At 68.2% G+C, this 22,803-nt stretch carries 14 protein-coding genes; 4 read left to right on the forward strand and 10 right to left on the reverse strand.

The annotated features are described in order from the left end of the window. Positions 1-2 precede the first annotated feature (2 nt). From KF759_RS12005 to KF759_RS12020, 4 genes are all read left to right on the forward strand, one after another. Positions 3-347: an MGMT family protein gene (locus KF759_RS12005; protein WP_291225825.1), complete on the forward strand. Its 345-nt coding sequence runs from the start codon at positions 3-5 to the stop codon at positions 345-347. Between the two features lie 70 nt (positions 348-417). Continuing rightward, complete coding sequence (locus KF759_RS12010; protein ID WP_291225827.1) at positions 418-2,295, forward strand: DUF1800 domain-containing protein; 1,878 nt, start codon at positions 418-420, stop codon at positions 2,293-2,295. Positions 2,296-2,338: 43 nt separating this feature from the next. Further along, positions 2,339-3,865 carry a DUF1501 domain-containing protein gene (locus tag KF759_RS12015; protein ID WP_291225828.1) on the forward strand — a complete coding sequence of 509 codons (1,527 nt, stop codon included), beginning with the start codon at positions 2,339-2,341 and terminating at the stop codon, positions 3,863-3,865. Positions 3,866-3,904: 39 nt separating this feature from the next. After that, positions 3,905-4,264 carry a plastocyanin/azurin family copper-binding protein gene (locus KF759_RS12020; RefSeq protein WP_291225830.1) on the forward strand — a complete coding sequence of 120 codons (360 nt, stop codon included), beginning with the start codon at positions 3,905-3,907 and terminating at the stop codon, positions 4,262-4,264. 10 nt (positions 4,265-4,274) lie between these two features. On the opposite strand, the gene KF759_RS12025 is transcribed toward KF759_RS12020, so the two are convergent. The 10 genes from KF759_RS12025 to KF759_RS12070 form a co-directional block, all read right to left on the reverse strand. Further along, positions 4,275-5,600, reverse strand: coding sequence for an ATP-binding protein (locus KF759_RS12025; protein WP_291225832.1), 1,326 nt, complete (start codon positions 5,598-5,600; stop codon positions 4,275-4,277). Next, a complete protein-coding gene (locus tag KF759_RS12030; protein WP_291225834.1) occupies positions 5,597-6,985 on the reverse strand; it encodes a sigma-54 dependent transcriptional regulator in 1,389 nt (462 codons plus the stop codon). The genes KF759_RS12025 and KF759_RS12030 overlap by 4 nt, the downstream gene beginning before the upstream one ends. 235 nt (positions 6,986-7,220) lie before the next feature. Then, positions 7,221-7,895, reverse strand: coding sequence for an ABC transporter ATP-binding protein (locus KF759_RS12035; protein ID WP_291225836.1), 675 nt, complete (start codon positions 7,893-7,895; stop codon positions 7,221-7,223). A gap of 24 nt (positions 7,896-7,919) precedes the next feature. Continuing rightward, on the reverse strand, positions 7,920-10,337 hold the full coding sequence (locus KF759_RS12040; RefSeq protein WP_291225838.1) for an ABC transporter permease: 2,418 nt from the start codon (positions 10,335-10,337) through the stop codon (positions 7,920-7,922). Positions 10,338-10,385: 48 nt separating this feature from the next. Further along, positions 10,386-10,556 (reverse strand): hypothetical protein, encoded by a 171-nt coding sequence (locus tag KF759_RS12045; protein WP_291225840.1) that lies wholly within the window; start codon positions 10,554-10,556, stop codon positions 10,386-10,388. 8 nt (positions 10,557-10,564) lie between these two features. Then, positions 10,565-12,997 (reverse strand): ADOP family duplicated permease, encoded by a 2,433-nt coding sequence (locus KF759_RS12050; RefSeq protein WP_291225843.1) that lies wholly within the window; start codon positions 12,995-12,997, stop codon positions 10,565-10,567. Positions 12,998-13,007: 10 nt separating this feature from the next. After that, the gene (locus KF759_RS12055) at positions 13,008-15,422 is read right to left on the reverse strand and encodes an ABC transporter permease (RefSeq protein WP_291225845.1); all 2,415 of its coding nucleotides are present in this window, start codon (positions 15,420-15,422) and stop codon (positions 13,008-13,010) included. Between the two features lie 37 nt (positions 15,423-15,459). Continuing rightward, complete coding sequence (locus KF759_RS12060) at positions 15,460-17,850, reverse strand: ADOP family duplicated permease (RefSeq protein WP_291225847.1); 2,391 nt, start codon at positions 17,848-17,850, stop codon at positions 15,460-15,462. A 78-nt stretch (positions 17,851-17,928) separates the two neighbouring features. Beyond that, positions 17,929-20,346: an ABC transporter permease gene (locus tag KF759_RS12065; RefSeq protein ID WP_291225849.1), complete on the reverse strand. Its 2,418-nt coding sequence runs from the start codon at positions 20,344-20,346 to the stop codon at positions 17,929-17,931. 24 nt (positions 20,347-20,370) lie between these two features. Further along, the gene (locus KF759_RS12070) at positions 20,371-22,803 is read right to left on the reverse strand and encodes an ABC transporter permease (RefSeq protein WP_291225851.1); all 2,433 of its coding nucleotides are present in this window, start codon (positions 22,801-22,803) and stop codon (positions 20,371-20,373) included.

The following is a 22,803-nucleotide window of genomic DNA, read 5'->3' on the forward strand; positions in this document are numbered from 1 at the left end:
AGGTGGCCAGTTACGGTGAAGTGGCACGACGTGCGGGCCTGCCCGGCCGCGCGCGCCTGGTCGGGCGTGTGCTGGGTGAGCCTGCAAGTGCAGGCCTGCCGTGGTTTCGCGTAGTGCGCTCCGATGGCCGCATCGCGTTTCCCGCGGGCAGTCGCGCGTTTCGTGAGCAGGTCCGCCAGCTTGCCGCGGAGGGTGTGCTGGTCGACAAGGGACGGGTCGATCTTGCCGCCTTTGGTTGGGACCGCGACCTCGACCGCTTGCTGTGGGCGCCGCCGCAGCCGGCATCCGCATCTCCAAGTTGCGGACCGCGTCACGGGAATTCCCCCCGCCGCACGCGAAAAGCGTGAGCCGGAGCGTTCCGGCGGCCTGCGCATTGCCGTAGGATCGCCAAACGCTCGGCGAACATGGAGGCCAGCGATGCGTATTGCGGCAATGTGGTGCACGGCAATCCTGGCGGCAGGCAGCTTGGGCGGCATGAGCCCGGCCTGGGCGCAAAGCCATTTCCCCGATCAGGTGTTCCGCAGCGGCTTCGAGGCGCTGTCGGGCACACCGACGAGCGATGCGGACGCCGCACGCTTTCTGGCGCAGGCAAGTTTCGGCGCGACCGATGCGGAGATCGCGCATTTGCGCGTGGTCGGTTACGACGGCTGGCTCAACGAGCAGTTCGCCGCGCCGGCTTCGCAACAAGCACCGTATCTGGACTGGGTGATGCAACTGGTGTGTCCGGGCGACGACGAGTATTGCAACGTCGTCGCCGAATGGACCGGCACACGCGCCGAGATCTGGGCGATCAACGCACTCGGCACACCCGACCCGAGTCGCAACGGCGCCTTGCCAACCGACCAGCTGCGCCAGCGGGTAGCGTTTGCCCTCAGCGAGATCTTCGTAGTCTCCAACAGCAACGGCACCCTTGCCGGCCAGCCGTGGGCGCTGGCGAGTTATTACGACATGCTCGTCGACGATGCTTTCGGCAATTACCGCACCTTGCTTGAAGATGTCACCAAGCATCCCGCGATGGGGGTGTTCCTGAGTTCGATCCAGAACCAGAAGGCCGACGCCGAGGCCAACATTCATCCTGACGAGAACTACGCGCGCGAGATCAACCAGCTGTTCTCGATTGGCCTGGTGCAGCTCAATCTCGATGGCACGCCCAAGCTCTCCGGCGGGCAGCCGATTCCGACATACGGTCAGGCCACGGTGCGTGGGTTCGCAGCGGTATTCACCGGCTGGAATTTCAATTCATTCGGTTGCAGCGTCGAGTATCAGGACGGCGTGCCACTGTGCTGCAACAACCCCGACAACGAATACCAGTATTTCTGGTGCGGGCCCGGTGAAGCCGAGGATCCCGAGTGGCAGCTGCCGATGGAGCCGGTCGAGATCTGGCACGACAACACCTCCAGCAAGCAATTGCTCGACTATCCGGGTGTCGCACTTGCCGGCGGTGTGTTGCCTCCCAACAGTGCACAGGCCGAACTGACGCAGGCGCTCGACAACATCTTCCATCATCCCAATGTCGGCCCGTTCATCGGCAAGCAGCTGATCCAGCGACTGGTCACCAGCAATCCCTCGCCGGCCTACGTGCAGCGCGTGGCGCAAGTGTTCAACGACGATGGCAGCGCAGCCCATGTGCGCGGCAATCTGCGCGCCGTGGTGCGCGCGATTCTGCTCGATCCCGAGGCGCGCGTCGGTCACTGGCAGCGTTACTCAAGCTACGGGAAGCTGCGCGAGCCCTTGCTCAAGCTCACCCAGATCTGGCGCGCGCTGCATGCCCGTACGCTGCAAGGCGATCCGATCCGCAGCAATCGCATCAGCAGCCTCAACACCTGGCCGCCGCTGGTCGACATGATCGGCCAGTCCCCGCTGCAGTCGCCAACGGTGTTCAATTTCTTCAAGCCCGATTTCGCGCCATCAGGCGAGATGCGCGGAGCCGGTCTTGTCGGTCCGGAATTCCAGATACTCACCGATACGACCACCACGAGCCTGGCCAACACACTGTTCTGGGAAATATTCTGCAACCACGTCGGCAACGAATCATGCTGGGGTTCCGACGATCCGAGCGTGCTGCTGATGAATCAGAACGCCGACGCGGTGATTGCCGAAGGTGATCCTGCGGCGCTGGTGGATCGCTACAACCTGCTGCTCATGAGCGGGCAGATGTCGCCCTTCATGCGCAATGTGCTGGTGACGCGCCTGAACCAGATGCTGCCGGCCGACTACGACAACCTCGGCCTCGCCCGCGTCCACGAGGTGCTGTACCTGATCCTCACCTCGCCCGAATACTCGATCCAGAAATGAGCCGCGCGCGTGCCGTCGCCACGGCCGCGCCAAGGAGTGCACCATGCACGTGAACCGTCGCCAGTTTCTCCGCCGCAGCATCTGCGCCGCCCTCGGCGGCGTCAGTGCGTTTTCGGCACTCGGCAACCTGCGTCTGATCGCGGCAGCGGCCGCGGCCTCGCCGCGGGCGTCCTTCGGCGATTACAAGGCCCTGGTCTGCATCTTCCTTGGCGGTGGCAATGACGCCTTCAACACGCTCGCGCCGCACGATGCCGCACATTACGCCAGTTACGCCGCGACCCGGCAGGGGCTTGCGCTGGCGCAGTCCGACCTGCTCGCCAATGCGCTGACGCCGCTGCCGTTGGGTGGCGGCCTGCCGGGTGGTCCGCCCAGCGATGGCGGCGCCTACGGCATGCATCCATCGCTGGGTCAGGTGACTGGCGGCAACGCCGGTCTGCGCGGATTGTTCAACAGCGGCAAGCTCGCGGTCGTCGCCAACGTGGGCACCTTGATCCAGCCGACCACGCAAACGCAGTACCAGAACGATCTCGTGCCCAAGCCACCGCAGCTGTATTCGCATGATGATCAAAGCAACCAGTGGCAGACGGCGCGCCCGGATGACGCCAATGCCGATGGCTGGGGCGGTCGCGTCGCCGACATGCTCTACAGCGCCAATGCCGGTGCCTTGCCGATGAGCATCACGCTGGCCGGTTCCAACCGTTTCCAGCGCGGCAGCATCGTCAACCAGTACGCGCTCGATTCCTGGAACGCGGCCGCAGAGGCGGCCGGTGGCGTCGATGACAACGGTGACCCGATCCCGTTCTTCAGCGTGCCCGGCATGAGTTTTCGCGGCGATGGTCCCGATTCGTGGTTGCTGCCCGACGACCCCGGACGTCTGGCCGCCTACGATGCCTTGCGTGCCGCGGGTACGCAGGCGAACGTGCTCGAGCGTGCCTATGCCGACACTTCCAATCGTGCGATCACCAATGCGGCCCTGCTCAACGCGGCCTTGAACGGGGTGCGCCTGAGCACGCCATTCCCCGACACCGATCTGGGCAACCAGCTTGCGGCGATCGCCTTGATGATCAAGGTGCGCGCTTCGCTGGGCATGAGTCGGCAGGTGTTTTACGCCTCGGTCGGCGGCTATGACTCGCACAGCACCCAGCTCATCGATCACGCCGCGAACCTGCAGGAATTGTCGCAAGCGATCGCGGCCTTCCATGCGGCGACGGTCGAGCTGGGCGTCGAGGACGGTGTCACCACGTTCACCGCATCGGACTTCGGACGCTCACTCGCGGTCAATGGCAGCGGCACCGACCACGGCTGGGGCGGACATCATTTCGTGGTTGGCGGTGCGGTGCGTGGCGGACGCTTCTATGGCGCCATGCCATCGCTCGCGCCCTACGACGAAGACCATCCCGGCACGAGCAATCCCGACGATACCGGCTATGGCGCAATCATTCCGACCACGGCAATTGATCAGTACGTGGCGACGCTTGCCGCGTGGTACGGGGTGAGTGCCGGCGGGATCGCCGATCTGTTGCCCAACCTCGGCAATTTCCCCACTGCGAACTTGCGTTTTCTGGGTTGAGCCATGCGCGCCGCGAACCGATCGTGCCATGCGGTCCTGATGTGCGCCGGATTGCTCGGCGCAGGTGCTGCACAGGCGGCAGTGCATGTTGTCACAGCCAACAACGACATGACCTTCACTCCGGCGCAACTCACGATCCACCAGGGCGACATCGTGCGTTTCGTCAATGGCGGTGGATTGCACAACGTCCGTGCCGATGACAACAGCTTCATCTGCGCGCTCGACTGCAACCTGCATGGCGCGCCCAGCGCGCAGCTCTGGCAGGTGTCGCGGCAGTTCAATCGCCTCGGCACGATCGGCTACTACTGTGAGCAACACGGTGACCTCACCAGCGGCATGCGTGGCTCGATCACGGTGATCGACCGCGTGTTCGTCGATGGCTTCGACGTGGCGATCTGAACTGCGCCGATCAAGCCAGAGGCAGGCGGATGCGGGCAATGCAGCCGTGCGAATCGCTGCGATTTTGCAGGCTCAGGGTGCCGCCGTGCTGTTCGATGATCTGGCGCGTGAGTACCAACCCGATGCCCGAACCGCCGGGTTTGGTGGTGAAGAAGGGAACGAACAGGTTGCTGCTGGGCGGCAGGCCGGGTCCGTCATCGACGATCTCGATCTGCAGCCACGAGCCGTCCTGGCGCCAGTCCAGGCCGACATGGCCGCTCAACGCCACCGCATCGACTGCATTGCGGATCAGGTTGATGAGCGCCTGCTCGATCTGGTCCGCGTCGATGCTCAGGCTGACTTCCGACCCTTCGATCAGAGTGACGAGCATGCGTTGCTCAAGGCGCACCACGCGACGGGCAATGGCGGCGAAGTCCACGCGAACACGCGTGGGCGGCGGCAGGCGAGCCAGGTGGGTATAGCGACCCATGAAACGAGCCAGCGCATCGGTGCGGTCGGCGATCACGCCGAGCGCGCTGGCGGCATCCTCGCGCCAGTCCGGAGGCAGGGGCTCGCGCAGCACCAGCTGGGACAGCGTTTCCGCCATCGAGCGGATGGGTGCCAGTGAATTGTTGAGTTCATGACCGAGCACGCGCAGCAGGCGCTGCCAGGCGAGGCGTTCCTCGGCGCGAAGCGCGCGGCTGAGGTCGGAGATGACCAGCAGGTGATGCGGGCGCCCTTCGGCGCGAAACTGTGCGCGGCGAATTTCCCAGCGGCCGTTGCCGCCTGGAAATGCGTGTTCCACCACATCGGCGATCTCGCCGCTGAGGAATGAAGCAAGGCCGAGGGCTTGCGCGGAACGCCCTTCCAGTTCGCCCAGTGGCCGGTCGAGCAGGCGTTCGGCAGCCGGATTGGCAAGTGTCAGGCAGCCCTTGGCGTCGAAGCTGAAGACAGCCAGATCCAGCGCCGCCAGCACTTTGGCCAGCTGCGCGCTTTTTTCCTCCACCGCCAGGCGCTGTTCACGCAGGGTTTGTGCCAGCGCATTGATTTCCCACACCACTTCACCCACGGCATCGCCACGCTGCGCACGCGAACCGCGCAGGCTGTAGTCACCTTCGCGCAGGGCCTCGAGCAAGTTGGCCAGCGTGCGCAACGGGAAAATCGCGCGCGCCCGCAGGGTCAGGGCGAGAGCCAGCGTAACCAGCGCCACCAGGGCCAGGCCGGCAAGCAGTGCGGGCGTGGCGCCGAAGAGATGCAGGGCCACGCCGGTGAGCGCAGCAAAGGCGGGCAGCGCAGCCAGCAGCAGCGCGGCCAACAGGCGATGTTCGTAGTTCCAGCGCGGCGTGCGCGGCTTCAATTGCCGCTCTCGATGCCGTATTTGGCCAGACGTCGATACAGCGAAGGACGGCTGAGACCGAGTTGGCTTGCAGCGCGCTGGATGTTGCCGCCGGTGCGCTCGAGTGCCTCGCGCACCAGTCGTTCTTCTGCTTCGTCCACGGTCAGCGATTCGATGGCCGCGAGCGCCGCAGCGCCGCGGATGTCCAACGCTGCGGGCGGCTTGAGATTGAGCGCGGCATCATCGATTGCCGCAGCATCGCCGAGCAGGGCCGCGCGCTCGACCATGTGCGAGAGCTCACGCACGTTGCCAGGCCAGTCGTATTCCTGCAACGCGCGCAGGGCTGAAGGAGCGAAATGCAGGCCTTCGCGCTGGTAGCGCGCGGCAAAGCGGGCAAGGAAGGCCTCGGCCAGAAGACGGATGTCCTCGCCGCGTTCACGCAGCGGCGGCAGGTGCAGCTCCACCGTGTTGAGGCGGAACAGCAGATCCTTGCGGAACAGGCCGCGGGCGACGTCGGCAGTCAGGTCGGCATTGGTGGCCGATATCAGCCGCACGTCCACCTTCAGCGTCCGCGAGGAGCCGATGCGCTCCAGTTCGCCGTCTTCCAAAACGCGCAGCAACTTGGGCTGCTGGCTCGGCGGGATGTTGGCGATTTCGTCGAGAAACAGGGTGCCGCCGTCGGCCAATTCGAAGCGGCCGATGCGATCGGTCTTGGCATCGGTGAAGGCACCCTTGACGTGACCGAACATCTCCGCTTCGAACACGCTTTCGGGAATGCCACCCATGTTGACCTTGACGAAGGCAGCATCGGCGCGCCGCGAACGGGCGTGCAGGCGGCTGGCGAGCACGCCCTTGCCCGTACCGTTCTCGCCCAGGATCAGTACGTTGGCGTCCGATGGTGCCACCCGTTCGAGCATTGCGATCAGGCTGCGCATGGGCGCCGACTCGGCGATGAAACCGTCATCCCCGTCGGCGCGCAACATGGCGTTTTCCGCTTCCAGACGGCGCGCACGGCGCCGCGAGGCGCCCAGCGCGATCTGGTTGCGCACGATGCTGGCCAGACGTTGGTTGTCCCAGGGCTTCTCGACGAAATCGTCGGCGCCGCGGCGCATGGCGTCGACCGCGATGTCGATGGTGCCCCAGGCGGTCATCACGATCACTGGCAGATCAGCGTCCAGCTTTTTCAGCTCGCGCAGAAGCTCGAGACCCTCGGCGCCGGATGTGGTGTCGCGTGTGTAGTTGAGATCGACCAGAGCGGCATCCAGCGCTTGCTTGCGAACCGCATCCAGCGCGGCGGCGGGGCCATCCACGGTCACGCAGCCGATGCCTTCGGCCTTGAGCAGCAAGCGCAGCGCCTCGCGGATGTCGCGCTGGTCATCGGCGATGAGAAGGGTCGCTTGGGTCATGCCGAATCAAACCGGTGGTTGCTGCCGCGCAAGTGCCCGATCCGCTGCGAAACCTCGTTCGCGCGCGGCCGGCAGAGTCCGCAGGTCGGGCGATTGGGGCACGGTCGATGACGAGGTTCCCCGCGTGACCATCGCCCATTTCCTTCCGTCGCGGCGCGTCGCAATGTCGAATGCCTTCCGCGCTTCCTGCCACTTGCGATGCATGGCAGTCCTTTTTTCCGCCGGTCTGGCCGAATCATACCCCGGCCGAACGCTCGATCCAGCCATCACCCAGACGGACCACGCGATCGGCTTCGCTGCCGAAAGCTTCGTTGTGGGTCACCTGCACGATGGTTGCGCCCTCGCGATGAAGTTCGTGCAGCAGATCCATGATCTGTCGCGCCTGGGTCGAATGCAGCGCGCCGGTTGGCTCGTCGGCGAGCAACAGGCGTGGCCGCGTGATGACGGCGCGCGCCACCGCGACCAGTTGCTGCTGGCCGCCGGAAAGCTGGCTCGGATAGAGGTCTTTCTTGCCGACGATCTGAAAGCGGTCGAGCAGGTCGGCGACCTGTGCTGCACGCTCCTTGGCCGGCACGTCGCGGTACTGCAGCGGCAGATCCAGGTTCTCCCACACCTTGAGGTCGTCGATCAGGTGGTAGTGCTGAAAAATGAAACCGATCTTTTCGCGCTGCAGCGCCTGGCGCTGCTTCGGGTTGAGTTGTTCCACCGCCACGCCGTCGAAACCGAAGTGCCCCTGCCAGTCGTGATCCATGAGGCCCAGCACGTTGAGTAGCGAGCTCTTGCCGGCACCCGATGGGCCCATGATGCTGAGGAACTCGCCCTCGGCGACGTCGAGCGTGATGTTGCGAAGGATCCACTGGCGGCCATTGGCCAGCGGCACCGATTTTTCCAGTTGTTCCAGGCGGATCATGACGGGTCTCCGGTTGTGGGGCATTCACTCGTTGCGCAGCGCCACGACCGGGTCGGTGGCGGCGGCGCGACGTGCCGGCCACGCGCAGGCTGCCAGACCGACCGATGCCAGAGTCAGCGCAACAGCCGACAAGGTCGGCAGATCGAAGGCACCCACGCCGTACAGGCGTGCCGACAGTGTCCGCGCGAAAACCCATGCCAGCGGTACGCCCAGCGCGAGGCCGAGGCCGATCAGCACGAACCCCTGGCGCAGCACCAGACGCAGCACGTTGCCGGCACTTGCGCCCAAGGCCATGCGCACGCCGAACTCGGGCACGCGTTGGCGTACGGCGTAGGCCAACACGGCAAACAGGCCCACCGCCGCCAGCAGCAGGGAGGTGAGTCCGAGCAGGCCGAGCAGGCTGTTCAGCCGCGTGCGGTCGGCGATGCTGTCATCGATGCGCTGCTCCAGGCTCACGATCGGTCCGATCGCATCCTTCGGCGCCACCTGTGCACCAAGGGTCTTGATCGGAGCGATCAGATTGGCTGGATCGACTGCGGTGCGAACCACCAGCGCCGCCCACGGCGGCGCCTCGTTCGGTTGGTAGATGGACACTCGCTCGGCGGTTTCGTCCAGCGCGCGCTGCTTGAGCGTCGGTACCACGCCGATGATGGTCACTTCGCGGTCGGCCACGCCCGGACCCACGCCAATCTTGAAGTGCTGGCCCAGCGGATCGCTTGCGCCAAAATGGCGTTGCACGAACAGCGTGTCGACGATTGCCAGCGGTGCATCGGCGCGTGCCTCGGCAGGCGTGAACGCGCGCCCGCGCAGGATCGGCATGCCGAGCGCAGCGAAGTAGCCGGCATCGACCTGCTGGTTGTAGGCAATCGGTTGCTCCTTGCTGTCTTCAAGCCCGGACGGCGTGTAGGTGGTGGTGGCAATGCTGGTGCCGAAGGGCACCATGCTGCCCAGCCCCGCGGCGACGACACCGGGTTGGGCGCGCGTGCGATCGACCAGGTCGGTGAGCCGCGCCTTGCGTTCTTCGGGCGTGGCGTCGGCCGATACGAGATCCGAAAGGCTGGCGTAAAGCAGATGGTCGCGCTGGAAGCCGACATCCTCGGCCAGCAGGTTCTGCGAGCTGCGCAGCAGCACGCCGATACCGAACAGCAGGGCGACGGTCAGCGCGACCTGGGCCACCACCAGGGTTCTGCGCGCCGCTTGCGCCGCGCCACCGGTCGTCTGGCGCGTGCCGCCCTGACGGATCATCGCGTGCAGGTTGCCGCGCTGGACGGACAGGCCGACCAGAGTCAGAACCCCGCACAGCATCAGCGCCAGCGCAGCCAGCAGCAGCAGGATGGGCGGATCGATGCCGATGACCTGCGGAGCGCCGGCAGGCAGCAGGTCGAAATGACGCAGCAGGGCCAGACCGGCGGGCAGCAGCGCGGCACCGACGGCCACGCCTGCCGTGCAGACGAGAGCGGCCTCGGCGCCGACAGCTTGAGCGCGCTGCGAGGTGGTGGCGCCAAGCGCTCCGGCGAGGGCCATTTGCTGGCGCTGCTCCAACGCACGGGCGAGAAACAGGTTCACCACATTGGCGGCCGTGACCAGCCACACCATCGCCACTGCCAACAGCATCAGCAGCAGGGCCTGGCGGCGCCCTCCCAGCCACAGCGAGCGCAGCGGATTCACCTGCAGGCGAAAACTGTTGCCGAAAGCGCTGTCCAGCTCCGGGATCGATCGGGCGATGTTGCCCAATTCGTCTCCGGCGTTGGCGAGGCTTGCGCCGCCACGCAGGCGCGCAACCGCCAGCGTGCCCTCGAAGCTGCCGGCGCGCGAGCGTTCGTGGTCGGCGGCACTGAAGGCGAGCGGCAGCCATATCCGGGTCTGCGCGTCCGGGAACACGAAGCCACGCGGCAGCACGCCGACCACGCGGTAATCCTGGTCTTGCAGGCGCAACATGCGACCGATTGCGTCGCTGGCGCCGCCGAAGCGCTGCTGCCATTCCTGCCAGGACAGCACCGCGCTGCGCGCTGCGCCCGATGCCACGTCCTCGGCGCGCAACAGGCGACCGAGCGCCGGACGTGCACCAAGCAGCTCGAGGACTTGCGGTTCGACCCGCGCCGCCAGCAAGGTGCCGCTGCGGCGACCGGCTTCGTCGCGCAGCACCATCTGCTCACCGCGATAGGCGGCAATGGCATCGATGCTCTGCGCGCTGCGTGCCAACTCGTCTCGCAGCGGCGTGGACAGTCCAACATCGAAGGGAATGCCGAGGATGCGCGACTCCACCGTCACCAGACGATCGGCGTCCGGAAAAGGCAGGGGTTTGTAGAGCAGACCGTTGACCACGCTGCTGACACAGGCGAGTGCGCCGAAGGCCAGGCCGAGCAGCAGCACACTGGCAAGACTGAAGGCGGGTGCGCGGCGCAGACGACGCATGGCACGGTGAAACTGAAATGCGGTCATGGCGTATCCAGATGGCATGGATGGTGGGGGCAGACAAGCGGTGGCGCGCTAGTCCTCGCGCCGCGTGATCATCGGATCGATGCGCAGCGCGCCGCGCGGGCAGCCAAGCGGCGAGCGCAATGGCCAGGCCGAGCTGGCGAGGATGGCGACATGCACTCGCGGCTCGCGGGCGATGCCGGGGGTGGGCGAACGCGGGGCAAGGCGCAGGGCGTGCGGCATGGGTTTCCTCAGTCGTGGCGCAGGGCAGTGGCAGGTTCGATGCGTACGACGCGGCGCGCCGGCAGGTAGCAGGCCGGCAGCGCCACCAGGGCGAGCAGCAGCCCGGCCAGGACAAAGGCGAGGGCATCGCTGGCGCGCGAGCCGAACAGCAGGCCGGAGATCAGCAGGGCCAGACCAAGCCCGAGCAGGCTGCCAGCGGCCAGACCGGTACCGATCAGGCGCAAGCCACGCTTCATCACTTCGCGCAGCACGCGCGCCGGGGCGGCGCCGAGGGACAGGCGGATGCCGATTTCATGGGTGCGACTGGCTACATGAAAGGCGATCAGGCCATACAGGCCGGTACCCGCGAGCAGCAGTCCGAGCACCCCCAGCGAGGCGGAAACGAGTCCGGCGATGCGTTGCGGCAGCAACGACAACGCCAGCGTGTCACTCAGTGGATGCAGTTGGGCGACGGGCAGGCTGGGGTCGAGCTCATGCACCACGCGCTGCAACGCTTGCGCCAGCGGTGCAGACGGCTGCGTGCTGCGCACGAGCAGGCTGGTGCTGGTGAAGGGCGTCTGCGCCAGCGGCAGGAACAGGAATGGCTTGATCTCCTCGCCCAGTGAACTGTACTTGCCATCGGCCACGATGCCGACCACGGTCAGCTCGCGCGCCTGCGCACCTTCGCCATAACGGAAACTCTGGCCAAGCGCATCGCCCTGCGCGGCGATACGCCGTGCCAGGCTGGCATTGACCACCGCAGCCGCGGCGCCGCCGGCGCGGTCGCGCGAATCGAAGCCGCGCCCCTGAACAGCCATGCCGAGGGTCGCGAAGTAGTCGTCGCTTACCACGTTGCTGTCGGGGCACAGCTCGTCCTCGGCCAAGCCGGCTGCATGCACGCAACCGAGCGTCATGCGGCTGAGGCTGAACGGCAGGATTGCCGCAAGGGCCGCATGTTCAACCCCGGTGCTCGCACGCACACCGTCGAGCAGTGCTTGCTGGATGCGCGCGCGATGGCTTTCGTCGTAGCCGCTTGGTTCAAGGTCGAAATCCATGCTTGCGACATGCTGGGCGTTGAATCCGATGTCGATTGCCGCTGCGCGCTGCAGTGCGCGCAAGAACAGCCCCGAGCCGATCAACAGCACCAGAGTCAGCGTGATCTGCACCACGACAAGCGTTTCGCGCAGACGCGTGCCGCGCCCCGCGGCACCGCGTGCGACCAGCACGCCGCCGCTGGCCGGTGCGCGGCGTGACGCGCGCAGCGTGGGCAGGGCGCCGAACAGCAGCGCAGTCGCAGCCGTCAGCAGGGCTGCAAAACCGAGCACTGCGCCATCGACCGGGATATGCGGGCTGAGCGGAATCGGCGTTGGCAGATCCATGTGCAGGATCAGTGCGCGCCACCAGATCGCCAGCACCAGTCCGAGGATGCCGGCGGCGACCGCCAACCACAGGTTTTCGGCGAACAGTTGGAAGAACACACGCGAGCGCCGCGCGCCCAGCGCGAAGCGCACGGCGATCTCTTGCCGGCGCGTTTCTCCGCGCGCGATCAGCAGGCCGGCCACGTTCACGCAAGCCAGCAGCAGGATCATGCCGACCAGCCCGAACAACAGTCCCGAGAATGCACCGAGCGGGCCGCGCAATTGGCTCGGCACGCCGCGCAAGGGCGCGATGCCGACGCCGGCCGGCGTCGCATCGGTGGCGTAGGCGGCGTCAAGGCGGTGCCGAATGGTGCTCAGCTCGGCTTGCGCCGTCTCGAAATCGACGCCCGTTGCCAGTCGGCCGCCCGCCATCAGCCATTGCGACTTGCGCTGGGTGAGCAGCTCGCTGCCGCCTTCGCGCAGCAGGCCAATATCCTGCAAGGGCAGATAGAACTCGGGTGCGAGCACGGCGATGTGGCTGCGAAATCCGGGCGCCGTGACGCCGACCAAGGTAAAGGCATGTCCGTTGATGGAGACAGGTTTGCCCAGAGCGCCGGGATCGGCGTTGAAATGCTCGCGCCAGGCCGCGTAGCTCGCCACGACGGCAGGCGCCGCCGCTGCGCTGTCGTCGGTTGGCATCAGCAGCCGACCGAGCGCCGGCGTGACGTGCAGGGTCGAGAAGTAGCTGCCGCTTACGACCAGGCCCAGCGCGCGCCTTGGTTCGCCGCCCTTGGCGACGTTGAGGGCCTGCAGCGAGAACGCATAGAGGCCGTCGAAGGATTTCGCTACGGCGTAGTCGAGGAAATCCGGGTAGGAAATCGATTCCAGGCCCGGCCCGCCCTGGGTGCGCCCGACTTCGACCACGCGGTCGGCTTCGCCCACGCCGCTGACCGGTGCCAGCAGCAGCGCATTGACGATACCGAACAGCAGCGTGTGCGCGCCGATGGCAAGGCCCAGCGTGAGAACGGTGATGCCGGCAAAACCGGGTCGCGCCAGCAGGGTGCGCAGGCCGTAGCCGAGATCCTTGAACAGATGGGCAAGCATTGGGATGTCCTCAGTCGTCGCGCAAGGCGGTCATGGGTGCGGTGCGCGCAGCGCGCAGCGCCGGCACGGCCGTGGCGGCCAGACCGGCGCTGAGCAGCACGAGCAGGGTCGCGGTCAGCGTCAGCGGATCAAAGGCGTGGACGCCGAAGAGAAAGCTTTCCAACAGCTGCCCGCCGGCCAGGACGGCCGCCAGGCCGATCGCCAGACCCAGGCCCACATCGCGCAGTCCGCCGCCGATCACGCCGACGAGCAGGCGCGCCGGCGCCGCGCCAAGCGCCGCGCGCACGCCGAATTCGCGCCGGCGCGAGGCGACCGCGACGGCGGTGACGGAATACAGGCCGACAGTCGCCAGCAGGATGGCCAGGATGGCGAAAGTGCCGACCAGCAGAGCGTTCATGCGCTGCGGGGCGGTGGCGTCGGCCACGTCGCGCTCGAACATGCGCAGGCCGGCCATGCCCTGGCGCGCATCCACCTGGCGCAGGAGCTCGCGCAGGCGCGGGAACCACGGCGCGACCGGGCCGGACACCTTGACCATGGCGTTGAGCGGCGTGAGCTTGCGCACGATGCCCATGATCGAATCGGGGACTTGCCCGAGCGGCACGTAGAACGTGGGCAATGCGGCCTGTTGCGGGCCGAACTGGTGCACGTCGCCGACCACGCCGACGATGCGCATGGGCGGCAACGGCGTGTCGCCGCCAGTGTCGTAGCGGATCCATTTGCCAATCGCGTCTCCGCCCAGCCATTGCGCGGCGAAGCTGGCGCTGACGACGGTGATTGGCTCGCTGCCGGGGCGGTCGTCGGCGGCGATGGCGCGACCGGCAATCAGTGGAATGCCGAGCGTGGCAAACGAGTCGGTGCTGACGGCACGAAACTGTGGCGCTTCCGGCGGCGAGCTGCCATCGGGCAGATGGATCGAGACGTTGAATTGCGAACTGATCGGCAGCGTGGTCGTCAACGCGGCGTGCTTGACTCCGGGTTGTGCGCGCAGCGTGTCGAGCAGCGACTGGCCGAAATGGTGCATGGCGGCGGTATCCGGATACAGCGCCGGCGCGGGATTGAGGCGAAACACGATCACCTCGCGGGCGGCGAAGCCCAGATCGACCTGCGAGAGTTTCCACAGCGACAGCGCGAGCAGCGCGGAAGCGGTCAGCAGCACGCTGGCGAGGCTGGCCTGCGCCACGACCAGGCTGCGGCTGAAGCGCTGCGCACCGACGCTGCCGCCGCCGCGCGCACCAGCAGCCAGTTCCCGCGCCGCCGCGCCGCTGCGCCCGCGCCAGACGCCAAAGAGCCCGGCCAGCAGCGCCACCGTCAGCGCCGCAACGAAGGCGAACGCGATCGACGCCGAGCCGAGCAAGCGCGTGTCGGGATCGATCCAGCCGTCCGGCAGCCAGCCACGCGCCAGCACCAGCGCCGCGCCTGCCAACAGCAGGCCGGCGAGTGCGCCCAGCACCCCGATCAGCAAGCTTTCGCCGAATGCCGGCAACGCCAGCTGCGCGCCTGATGCGCCCAGCGCCGCGCGCACCGCGCTGTCGTGGCCGCGGCCGAGCGCGCGCAGCAGCATCAGGTTGAACAGGTTGACTGCAACCAGCAGCAGCACGCAGGCCGCGCAGGCCAAAAACAGCAGCAGCACGGGCCGCGCGTCCGCTCTGAAGTTCCACGCCAGTGGCGAGGTGGCAAAGCGCGGATTCCAGTGTTCGTTGAAGCCCAGTTCATCGGCGCGCGCATGCAGGTGGGTGTCGACGGCTGCGCCGACGCTGGCAGCCGCGGCTCCGGGACCGAGCCGGGCGATGGCAAGCAGGTTGGTCGATTGGTCCTTGCTGGCGACGGGTAGCGCCAGCGGGATCAGCAAGTCGGGCGAACCGTCGAGACGCAGCGGCGCCGGGAGCACGCCGACGATGGTGCTGGCGACGCCATCGATGAGCACGCTGCGCCCGACCACGTCGGCCGCGCCGTTGAAATGCCGCAGCCAGAAGGCGTGGCCGAGGATCGCGACCGGCGCTGCATCGGGCCGATCCTCGTCGGCGCTGAAGTTGCGACCGGGTTGCGGAGCGATGCCGAGCGTCGGCAGGAATCCCGCATCCACCGGCCACGCCGTCACCAGTTCCGGATCGCCGCTGCCGGCGACGTTGACGTCGCGCGGTGGGTACTTGGCGCCGAGTGCCGCGATGCCGTCGATGCCCGCCAGCATCTGGTACTGCTGCGGCGAAATGGTTTGCCAGGGGTGGCCGCCAGCACGGTCGATCACCACCAGCCGATCGGGCTGCGCAAACGGCGGCGGCGCGAGCAGCACGGCATCGACCAGCGCGAATACGGCGGTTGCTGCGCCGATGCCAAGCGCCAGCGTCGACGCGGCGAGCATCAGGAAGGCCGGGCGGCGCAGCGCGGCGCGGCAGCTCTGGCGGACGGTGGCGAAATTCAGCGGCATGGCAAAGTTTCCGTGGGCAGATGGGGCAGCGAAGGGCTCAGCCGAGTGCGGCGCTGGGCGCGATGCGCGCGGCGCGCCGGGCCGGCAGCGCGCAGGCGGCGAGCAGGCATGCCAGCAGCAGGGTGGCAACGGCGAACAGGGTCCATGGATCGTGTGCCGGTATGCCGTAAAGCAGCCGGCCGAGCGTGCGCAGGCCGACCAAGGCGACAGTCAGACCCAAACCGATGCCCAACAGACCAATGCGCAAGCCACTGCCGAGCACGCTGCGGGCAATGCGTCCTGCGGACGCGCCGAGGGCCTGGCGCAGGGCCAGCTCATGGTCGCGCTGGCCGATGGCGAAACTCATCAGTCCGTACAGGCCGCCCAGGGCGAGGACCAAGGCGACGGCCGCGAACACGCTCAGCAGTAGCAAGCTGAAGCTGCGGTCAGCCAATGCGGTCGCGCGCGTGGCTGCCAGCGGGGCGATGGCGTGCGGAATGTCACTGGCGTTGCGGTCGAGCATCTCGCGCAGGACCGGCACAAGGCGTTCGGATGGCAGCGCCGAGCGCAACACGAGGTTGAAATTCGCCGCTGCCAGCGGTCGCTGGGCGAGATTCACGTAAACCGCACCTGCAGGCGCTCGATCCAGGCGCTGCTCATGCACGTCGCCGACCACGCCGACGATGGTCAGCACGTGCTCATCGCCGTCCATGTTGCCGTACTGGATGCGCTTGCCGACGGGATCTGCATTGCCCCAGGTCGCGCGTGCGGCGGCGGCGCTGATCAACGCCACTTGCGCGGTATCGGCGCGATCGCCGGCATCGAAACCGCGTCCGGCGAGCAGCGGAATGCCGATGGCCTTCAAGTAGCCATCGCTGGCAACGCGGAATTCGGCGTAGCCGATGGGTTTGGGCGCCTTGGCAAGGTCGGTCACGCTGCCGTCCCAGAAAGCACCGTTGGCGCCGCCATCCAGCGGCAGCGCGTTGACGCCGCCCACGGCCTGCACGCCGGGAATCGCGCGCAGTGCGTCGATGATCGCGGCGTAGCGGCGTGCCGTTTCCGCAGCCACGGCTGGATCGCGCGAAAACGGGCGCGCGAGCTGCACGGTGGTCGCCTGCGCGGCATCGAATCCCGGATCGACCGCAAGCAGGCCGAGAAAGCTGCGCCCGAGCAGGCCCGCGCCGACCAGCAGCACGGTGGTGAGCGCGGTCTGGCCGACCAGCAGCGCGGCGCGCAGGCGCAGGTGTCCACGGCTTGCCGATTGACCGCGGCCGCCTTCGCGCAAGGCTGCGGCGGGCGCGCGCCGACGCTGCACGACGAGCACGGTCAGGCTGAGCGCCGCAGCGATGATCAGACTGGCCAGGCACGCCGCGGCCAGGGTACCCGCGTCGATGCCGATCTCCGTGGCGCGCGGCAGCGCCGATTCGCCGCGTTGCACCAGCAAGGCAATCGCGGCCCAGGCCAGACCCAGCCCCAGCACGCAGGCAACCAGGGTGATCAGCGCCGCTTCGGCAAGGACCTGACGCGCCAGGCGGCGCGAACTCGCGCCCAGCGCCGCGCGCACGGCCAGTTCGCGGCTGCGTGCGGCATGCTGGGCGAGCAGCAGATTGGCCGCATTGCTCACCGCGATCAGCAGCAGGAACAGGGTGCCGGCAGCGAGCAGCAGCAGGGCATCGCGCACCGGCGCGGCCAGCGCCTGGGCCAGCGGCGTGAGGTCGAAGCCGGTGAGGTCGAGATCGTCGCCGTGTTCGCGGATCAGGCGCGTGGCCAACGTGGTCGCGGCGAGTTGCGCCGAACGCAGCGTTTGTCCATCGGCCAGGCGGGCGATGCCGGTCCAGTTGTGCGCCGTGCGCGACTGGCCGGGATCATCGGGATTGGGCAGCCATACCGCGGTGCCCGCCGGGTAGTCGAAGCCGCGCGGCATGACGCCGATGACGGTCATGGGGCTGCCGTCCACCTCGATCGTCTGGCCGATGACGTCGTTGCGGCCGTTGAGCATGCCCTGCCAGAAGGCGTGCGAGATCACCGCCACCGGTTGGTGCTCATCGGCGTCGTAGCTGCGACCGCGTTCGGGCGGCGTGGCCAGCACGCCGAAGAAGGCGCCGCCGGTCCAGGTGGTGAGCACGCGGCGCACGCGGCTGCCCTGGCTCACCGGCCCTTCGCCGCCGCCATGGAAGGCACTGGCGGAGAACACGCCGGTCGCGGCGAGATCGCGGTAATTGGGCTCGGCCAGGTTCATCAGGTGGCCGTCGGCAGCGCGCTCCTGCAGCTGCACGATGCGCTCCGAATCCGGGTAGGCAAGGTCGCGCAGCAGCAGGGTTGTCACCACCGCGTGAATCGCCAGCGCCGCGCCCAGGCCCAAGGCCAGCGTGACGACGGCAAAGGCGCTCGTGCCGGCGTGGGCGCGCAGGCTGCGCAGGGCGAAGCGGAGATCTTTCAGGGCGTTCATGGGGGCGCGTCCATCGTGCGGGCGCAGGCGCTCAATCTGCGGGCGGCCTGGGCCTGGTCTTGTGGTTTGGGGGGACAGTCATTCATCGCGCAGCGCCTCCATGGGTGCGACACGGGCGGCGCGCAGCGCGGGCAGCAGGCTGGCGGCGAGTGCGGCCAGCGCCATCAACGCGATCGCCGCGGCCAGCGCCTGCGGCGGAATGCCCTGGATGCCGACCGGGTCGAGTTCGATGTGGCGCAGTGCCAGACCAACTGCGCCCAGACCGATACCGATGCCGATCGCGCTGGACAGCACGCTTGTGCGCACGACGGCGAGGGCGAGATCGCGCGCCTTCGCGCCGAGGGCGAGGCGCAGGCCGAACTCACCGACGCGCCGACGCTGTTGCAGTGCCGCCACGGCATACGTGCCGAGCATCGCCAGCAGCAGCGCGGACAGGGCGAACGCGCCGACGATGGCGGCAAAGAAGCGCGCCGGGCGCAGGCCGTCGGCAATCTCGTCCGCCAGCGCGTATTCGCGTGTGATGGCCTGGCGTGGATCGACCGCCCACAAGGCCTCGCGCATGGCCTTGCCGATGCCGCCAACGCCAGCCCGGCTGCGGGCGAGGAAGGTCATTGCGACGCGTGGCTGTTGCGACCAGGCCACCAGTACTTCGGGTTCCGCGCGTGCGCGCAGGTCCACGTTCGAGATGTCGCCGACGACGCCAATCACGCGAAAGTCGCCGCGGCCGTCACGGCCGAGCGGCAGGCTGATCGTTCGGCCGAGCGGTGACGCATCTCCGAACAACTGCCGCGCGAGCGAGCGGTTCAATACCGCGACCGGTTCGCCGCCGGCACGGTCGCTCGCTTCGATGTTGCGGCCTTCGAGCAGCGGTATGCCGAGCAGCGTCGCATAGCCGGCGGAAACGCGGCGCAGCAGAGTCTGCACGCCTGGTACGCCTGGATCGTCGCCACGGCGTGCTTCGCCAGCAGCTCCGCCGATGCGGGACAGTGGTGCCGCGGTGGTCATCGCGACCGCTTCCACGCCCGGAATCGCGGCGATGCGTTCCTGCACCTGCGCGGCGAACTGGCGCCAACCGTCCGGCCCGTCGCTCGGCCTGTCGCCCTGCATGCTCTCGCGGAACATCTGCAAGGCGTACACGCCTTCGCTATGGAAACCCGGATCGACGCGCTGCAGGCGCCATAGACCAAAGCCGAGCGCCAGAGCGACGGCGAGACAGACTGTCGACAGTCCCATCGCCGCCGCTGGCAGCCAGCGCCGCCGAGTGTGGCCGATGAGGCCGCGACCACCGGCATGGATCGCGGCGGCCGGCGTGGCCCGCACGCGCAAGCTGCCGATGGCAAGCGTTGCCAGCGGAACCAGCAGGCCGAGCAGGATCGCCAGGATGAGCACACGACCGTCAAGCGCAATTGCGTCGGTGCGTGGAATGCTGCCGCTTGCCAGCCCGCGAAGCGCCTCGATACCCGCCCACGCGAGCACGCTGCCCAAGGCAACCGCCACACCCGCGAGCAGCGCGACTTCGGCGAACAACCCGGTCGCCAACCACGTCGCCGTTGCGCCGAGCGCCTGCTTCAAGGCCAGTTCACGCTGGCGCGCGGCGAGCCGCACATCGATCAGGATCGCGACGTTGACGGTGGCGATCAGCAACACCATCAACGCGAGCGAGAATGCACCCCACAGCGTGGAACGGGCATCAGCGACCACCGCGTCGAGCGCGGGCTGCGCCGTGAGTTGCCAGTCCTCATCGGCGAGGCCGTGTTGACCGCGTAGCGCGTCAAGACGCAGCGCGAGGGCGGCATCGAGCTGCGCCGACGTCGATCCCGCGTCACGCCGCGCGATCATCCCGAGCATGCGCCGGTCGAGGCGGCGCGCCGGATGCTCGGGCAGCGCGCGTTCCTGCAGCGGTGTCCACAGTGCGGCGCCGCCGAACAGGCTGCGCATACCGGGCGGCATCACGCCGACGATCTCGACCGGTGCGTCGCCGATGAGATCCAGGCGCCGCCCGATGACGCCCGGATCGCCGCCGAAGTGATCGATCCACTCGGCGTGCGAGATCACCGCGACGGCGCGCCCTTCGCGTGCGTCCTCGCGGTCGAGCGTACGCCCGAGCAGGGGCGCCTGCGCGAGCGTTTCGAAGAAGCCGGCACTGACCTGCTGGGTCTGGATCTCGCGCGGGTGGCCGTCGTCGGCGACAGTGACGCCGCTCCATTGGAAGTAGGCGCTGACGACGAGGCCGTCGACGCCAGCGACGACCTGTTTTGCTTCGGCCACGGTCAGCGACGAATACGCGATGCCGCGCGCCGGATTGGATGACTGGATGACCACCAGTCGGTCGCTGTGTGGAAACGGCAGGCCGCGCAGGACCACACCGGCGAGCGCGCTGAACATGGCGACCGCAAGAGCGATGCCGAGCGTGAGCATGCCGACCGCGGCCAGGCTGAAGCCGGGGGAACGGGCGAGGTTGCGCAGCGCCTGGCGCAGCAACGGCAGCGCGTTCATCGGCAGTCTCCCCGGCGGCAACCGTCATTCATCGCGCAGCGCCTCCATCGGCCCCACGCGCAGGGCGCGCCAGGACGGGATCAGGCAGGCGGCGAGGGCGACCAGCGCCAGCAGCGCGATGACGCTGCCGAGCACGCGCGGATCGGCCTCGCCGATGCCGTAGAGCTGGCTGGCGATGAGGTGGCCGAGCGCGAGCGCGCCGAGCAGGCCGATGGCGATGCCGGGCACGATCATGGCCAGCCCGCTGCGCAGCATCAGCTTGTGGATGTCGGCGCGGGTGGCGCCGAAAGATTGGCGCACGCCGATCTCGCGTCGGCGCTGGGCGGCGATCCAGGCCAGCACGCCGTAGATGCCGATCGCAGCCAGGGTCAGCGCCACGCCTGCGAAGACGCTCATCAGGGTCAGGTTGAAGCGGCGCAGGCGTGTGGTCTGGCCGGTCACCTCGTCCATGGTGCGCGGGGCGAACACGGGCACGTCGGGGAAGGATTCCTGCATCGCGCGACGCAAGGCAGGCACCAGCGCCAGCGCATCGCCGTGGACCTTGAGCGCGAGGGCGAGGTCGCCGATCGGCACCGTGGTGATGGGGAACCAGACTTCGGCGTCCGGCGGCTGCTCCAATCCGCGCTGGCGCAGGTCGCCGATGACGCCGACGATGGTCTTGGGCGAGTCGTCGTAGATCGACACCTGCGCGCCGAGCGCGTCGGTGCCGCCAAGGTAACGATCGACAAATGCCTGGTTGACCAGCACTTCGGTCGGGAACAGCGCGCGCGTGCCGTCGGTGGCGTTGAAGGCGCGCCCGGTCTTCAGCGTGATGCCGAAGGTGCGGAAGGTATCCGGGCTGGCGAAGCGGAACTCGGCGATGGCGTCCTCGGGGACTTCGCGGCCGGCGATGGTGAAGCCACCGTTCCAGCCCCCCTCGCCCGAGGCGGGCAGGGCATTGGTGAGGGCGACGGAGGTAACCCCCGGCAGCGCGGTCAGGCGCGCCTCGATGGCAGTCAGGCGCGGGTCGAGCGCAGTCTTGACGCGCGCATACCAGGCGGCGAAGTCCTCGCCGGGCTGCATGGTCGGGGTCGGCAGGGAGAACTTTGCGGTCAGCACCTGGGCGACATCGCGCAGGCCGGAATCCTGTTTCGACAACTGGCGCAGGCTGTCGATGAGCAGACCCGCGCCCGCCAGCAGGGTCATCGCCAAGGCGATTTCGGCGGCCACCAGCACGCCGCGCGCGCGCGCCTGGCCACGGCTGCCGACCTGGCCGCGTCCGCTGCCGCGCAGGGTCAGTGCGGGATCGGCGCGGCCGGCGCGCCAGGCCGGCGCGAGGCCGAACAGCGCCAGCGTCAGCGCGGCGACCAGGGTGGTCGCGATCACCACGCGCAAGTCGATCGATGGCGTGTTGTAGCCGGGCAGCAGATCCGGCGCGAGGCGCAGCAGCGCCGGCACGGCCAACTGCGCAAAGGCGAGTGCGGCGAGGGCGCCGGCCAGCGACAGCACCATCGCTTCGGCCAGCACGCTGCGCATGAGTTGCGTGTGGCCGGCGCCGAGCGCACTGCGCACGGCCAGCTCCTGCGCGCGGGTCTGGCCGCGCGTCAGCATCAGGCTGGCGAGATTGGCGCAGGCGATCAGCAGCACCAGCAGGGCCGCGCCCAGCAGCACCGACAGCGAACCGCGCAGAGGGCGGCCGACCAGTTCATCCAGGCGTTCGACCTGGGCGGTCAGTCCGCCGTTCTCCGCGGGGAAGTTTGCCGCTTCCCAGTCGGTGATGCCGCGCATGACCGTGCGCGCCTGCGCCGGCGTGACGCCGTGGGCGAGCCGCGCCACCGGCGCGATGGAGTTGCTGCCGCGGCCGGCGGTGTTGGCCGGCAGGAAGGTCGGCGTCCACAGCTGCGCGTCGTCGGGGTAGGCGAAGCCCGGTTGGGCGACGCCGATCACCCGCCAGGCTTCGCCGTTGAGCTGGATGTCGCGACCGACGACACCCGCATCGGCGCCGAATCGGTTGCGCCACAGGGCATTGCCGAGCACGACCACGCGTTCGTTGGCATTTTCTTCCGTCTCGCCGAAGGCACGGCCGAGCGTGATCGGTTGGCTGAACACGTTCCAGAATCCCGGCGTGACGGTGTAGCCGGTGAGGCGCTGGGCGGCGCCCGCGCCGGTCAGGTTGACGGTCTGCGGGGTGTAGCCACCAAAGGCGTCGAAGGCGCCGCCGCTGCGCTCGCTCCATTCGCGGAACACTGGTGGCGACACGGGGCTCTTGTGCACCGGCGGCTGCTCGCGCATCACGCGCACGATGCGATCGGCATCGGCGAAGGGCAGGGACTTGAGCAACACCGCGTCGTAGACGGTGAAGATCGCCGCCACTGCGCCGATGCCGAGCATCAGCGTGAGCACCGCGGTCAACCCAAAGCCGGGATGTTTGCGCAAGCTGCGCAAGGCCTGACGAAGGTCGCCGAGCAGGGGGCTCAT

The organism is Dokdonella sp. (assembly GCF_019634815.1).
Classification (GTDB): Bacteria; Pseudomonadota; Gammaproteobacteria; order Xanthomonadales; family Rhodanobacteraceae; genus Dokdonella_A.

Excerpts from the sequence above, each read along its gene's own strand:
- KF759_RS12010 (WP_291225827.1), top strand. The coding sequence starts at position 418 with ATGCGTATTGCGGCAATGTGGTGCACGGCAATCCTGGCGGCAGGCAGC.
- KF759_RS12015 (WP_291225828.1), top strand. The coding sequence starts at position 2,339 with ATGCACGTGAACCGTCGCCAGTTTCTCCGCCGCAGCATCTGCGCCGCC.
- KF759_RS12020 (WP_291225830.1), top strand. The coding sequence starts at position 3,905 with ATGTGCGCCGGATTGCTCGGCGCAGGTGCTGCACAGGCGGCAGTGCAT.
- KF759_RS12030 (WP_291225834.1), bottom strand. The coding sequence starts at position 6,985 with ATGACCCAAGCGACCCTTCTCATCGCCGATGACCAGCGCGACATCCGC.
- KF759_RS12035 (WP_291225836.1), bottom strand. The coding sequence starts at position 7,895 with ATGATCCGCCTGGAACAACTGGAAAAATCGGTGCCGCTGGCCAATGGC.
- KF759_RS12040 (WP_291225838.1), bottom strand. The coding sequence starts at position 10,337 with ATGACCGCATTTCAGTTTCACCGTGCCATGCGTCGTCTGCGCCGCGCA.
- KF759_RS12045 (WP_291225840.1), bottom strand. The coding sequence starts at position 10,556 with ATGCCGCACGCCCTGCGCCTTGCCCCGCGTTCGCCCACCCCCGGCATC.
- KF759_RS12050 (WP_291225843.1), bottom strand. The coding sequence starts at position 12,997 with ATGCTTGCCCATCTGTTCAAGGATCTCGGCTACGGCCTGCGCACCCTG.
- KF759_RS12055 (WP_291225845.1), bottom strand. The coding sequence starts at position 15,422 with ATGCCGCTGAATTTCGCCACCGTCCGCCAGAGCTGCCGCGCCGCGCTG.
- KF759_RS12060 (WP_291225847.1), bottom strand. The coding sequence starts at position 17,850 with ATGAACGCCCTGAAAGATCTCCGCTTCGCCCTGCGCAGCCTGCGCGCC.
- KF759_RS12065 (WP_291225849.1), bottom strand. The coding sequence starts at position 20,346 with ATGAACGCGCTGCCGTTGCTGCGCCAGGCGCTGCGCAACCTCGCCCGT.
- KF759_RS12070 (WP_291225851.1), bottom strand. The coding sequence starts at position 22,803 with ATGAGCCCCCTGCTCGGCGACCTTCGTCAGGCCTTGCGCAGCTTGCGC.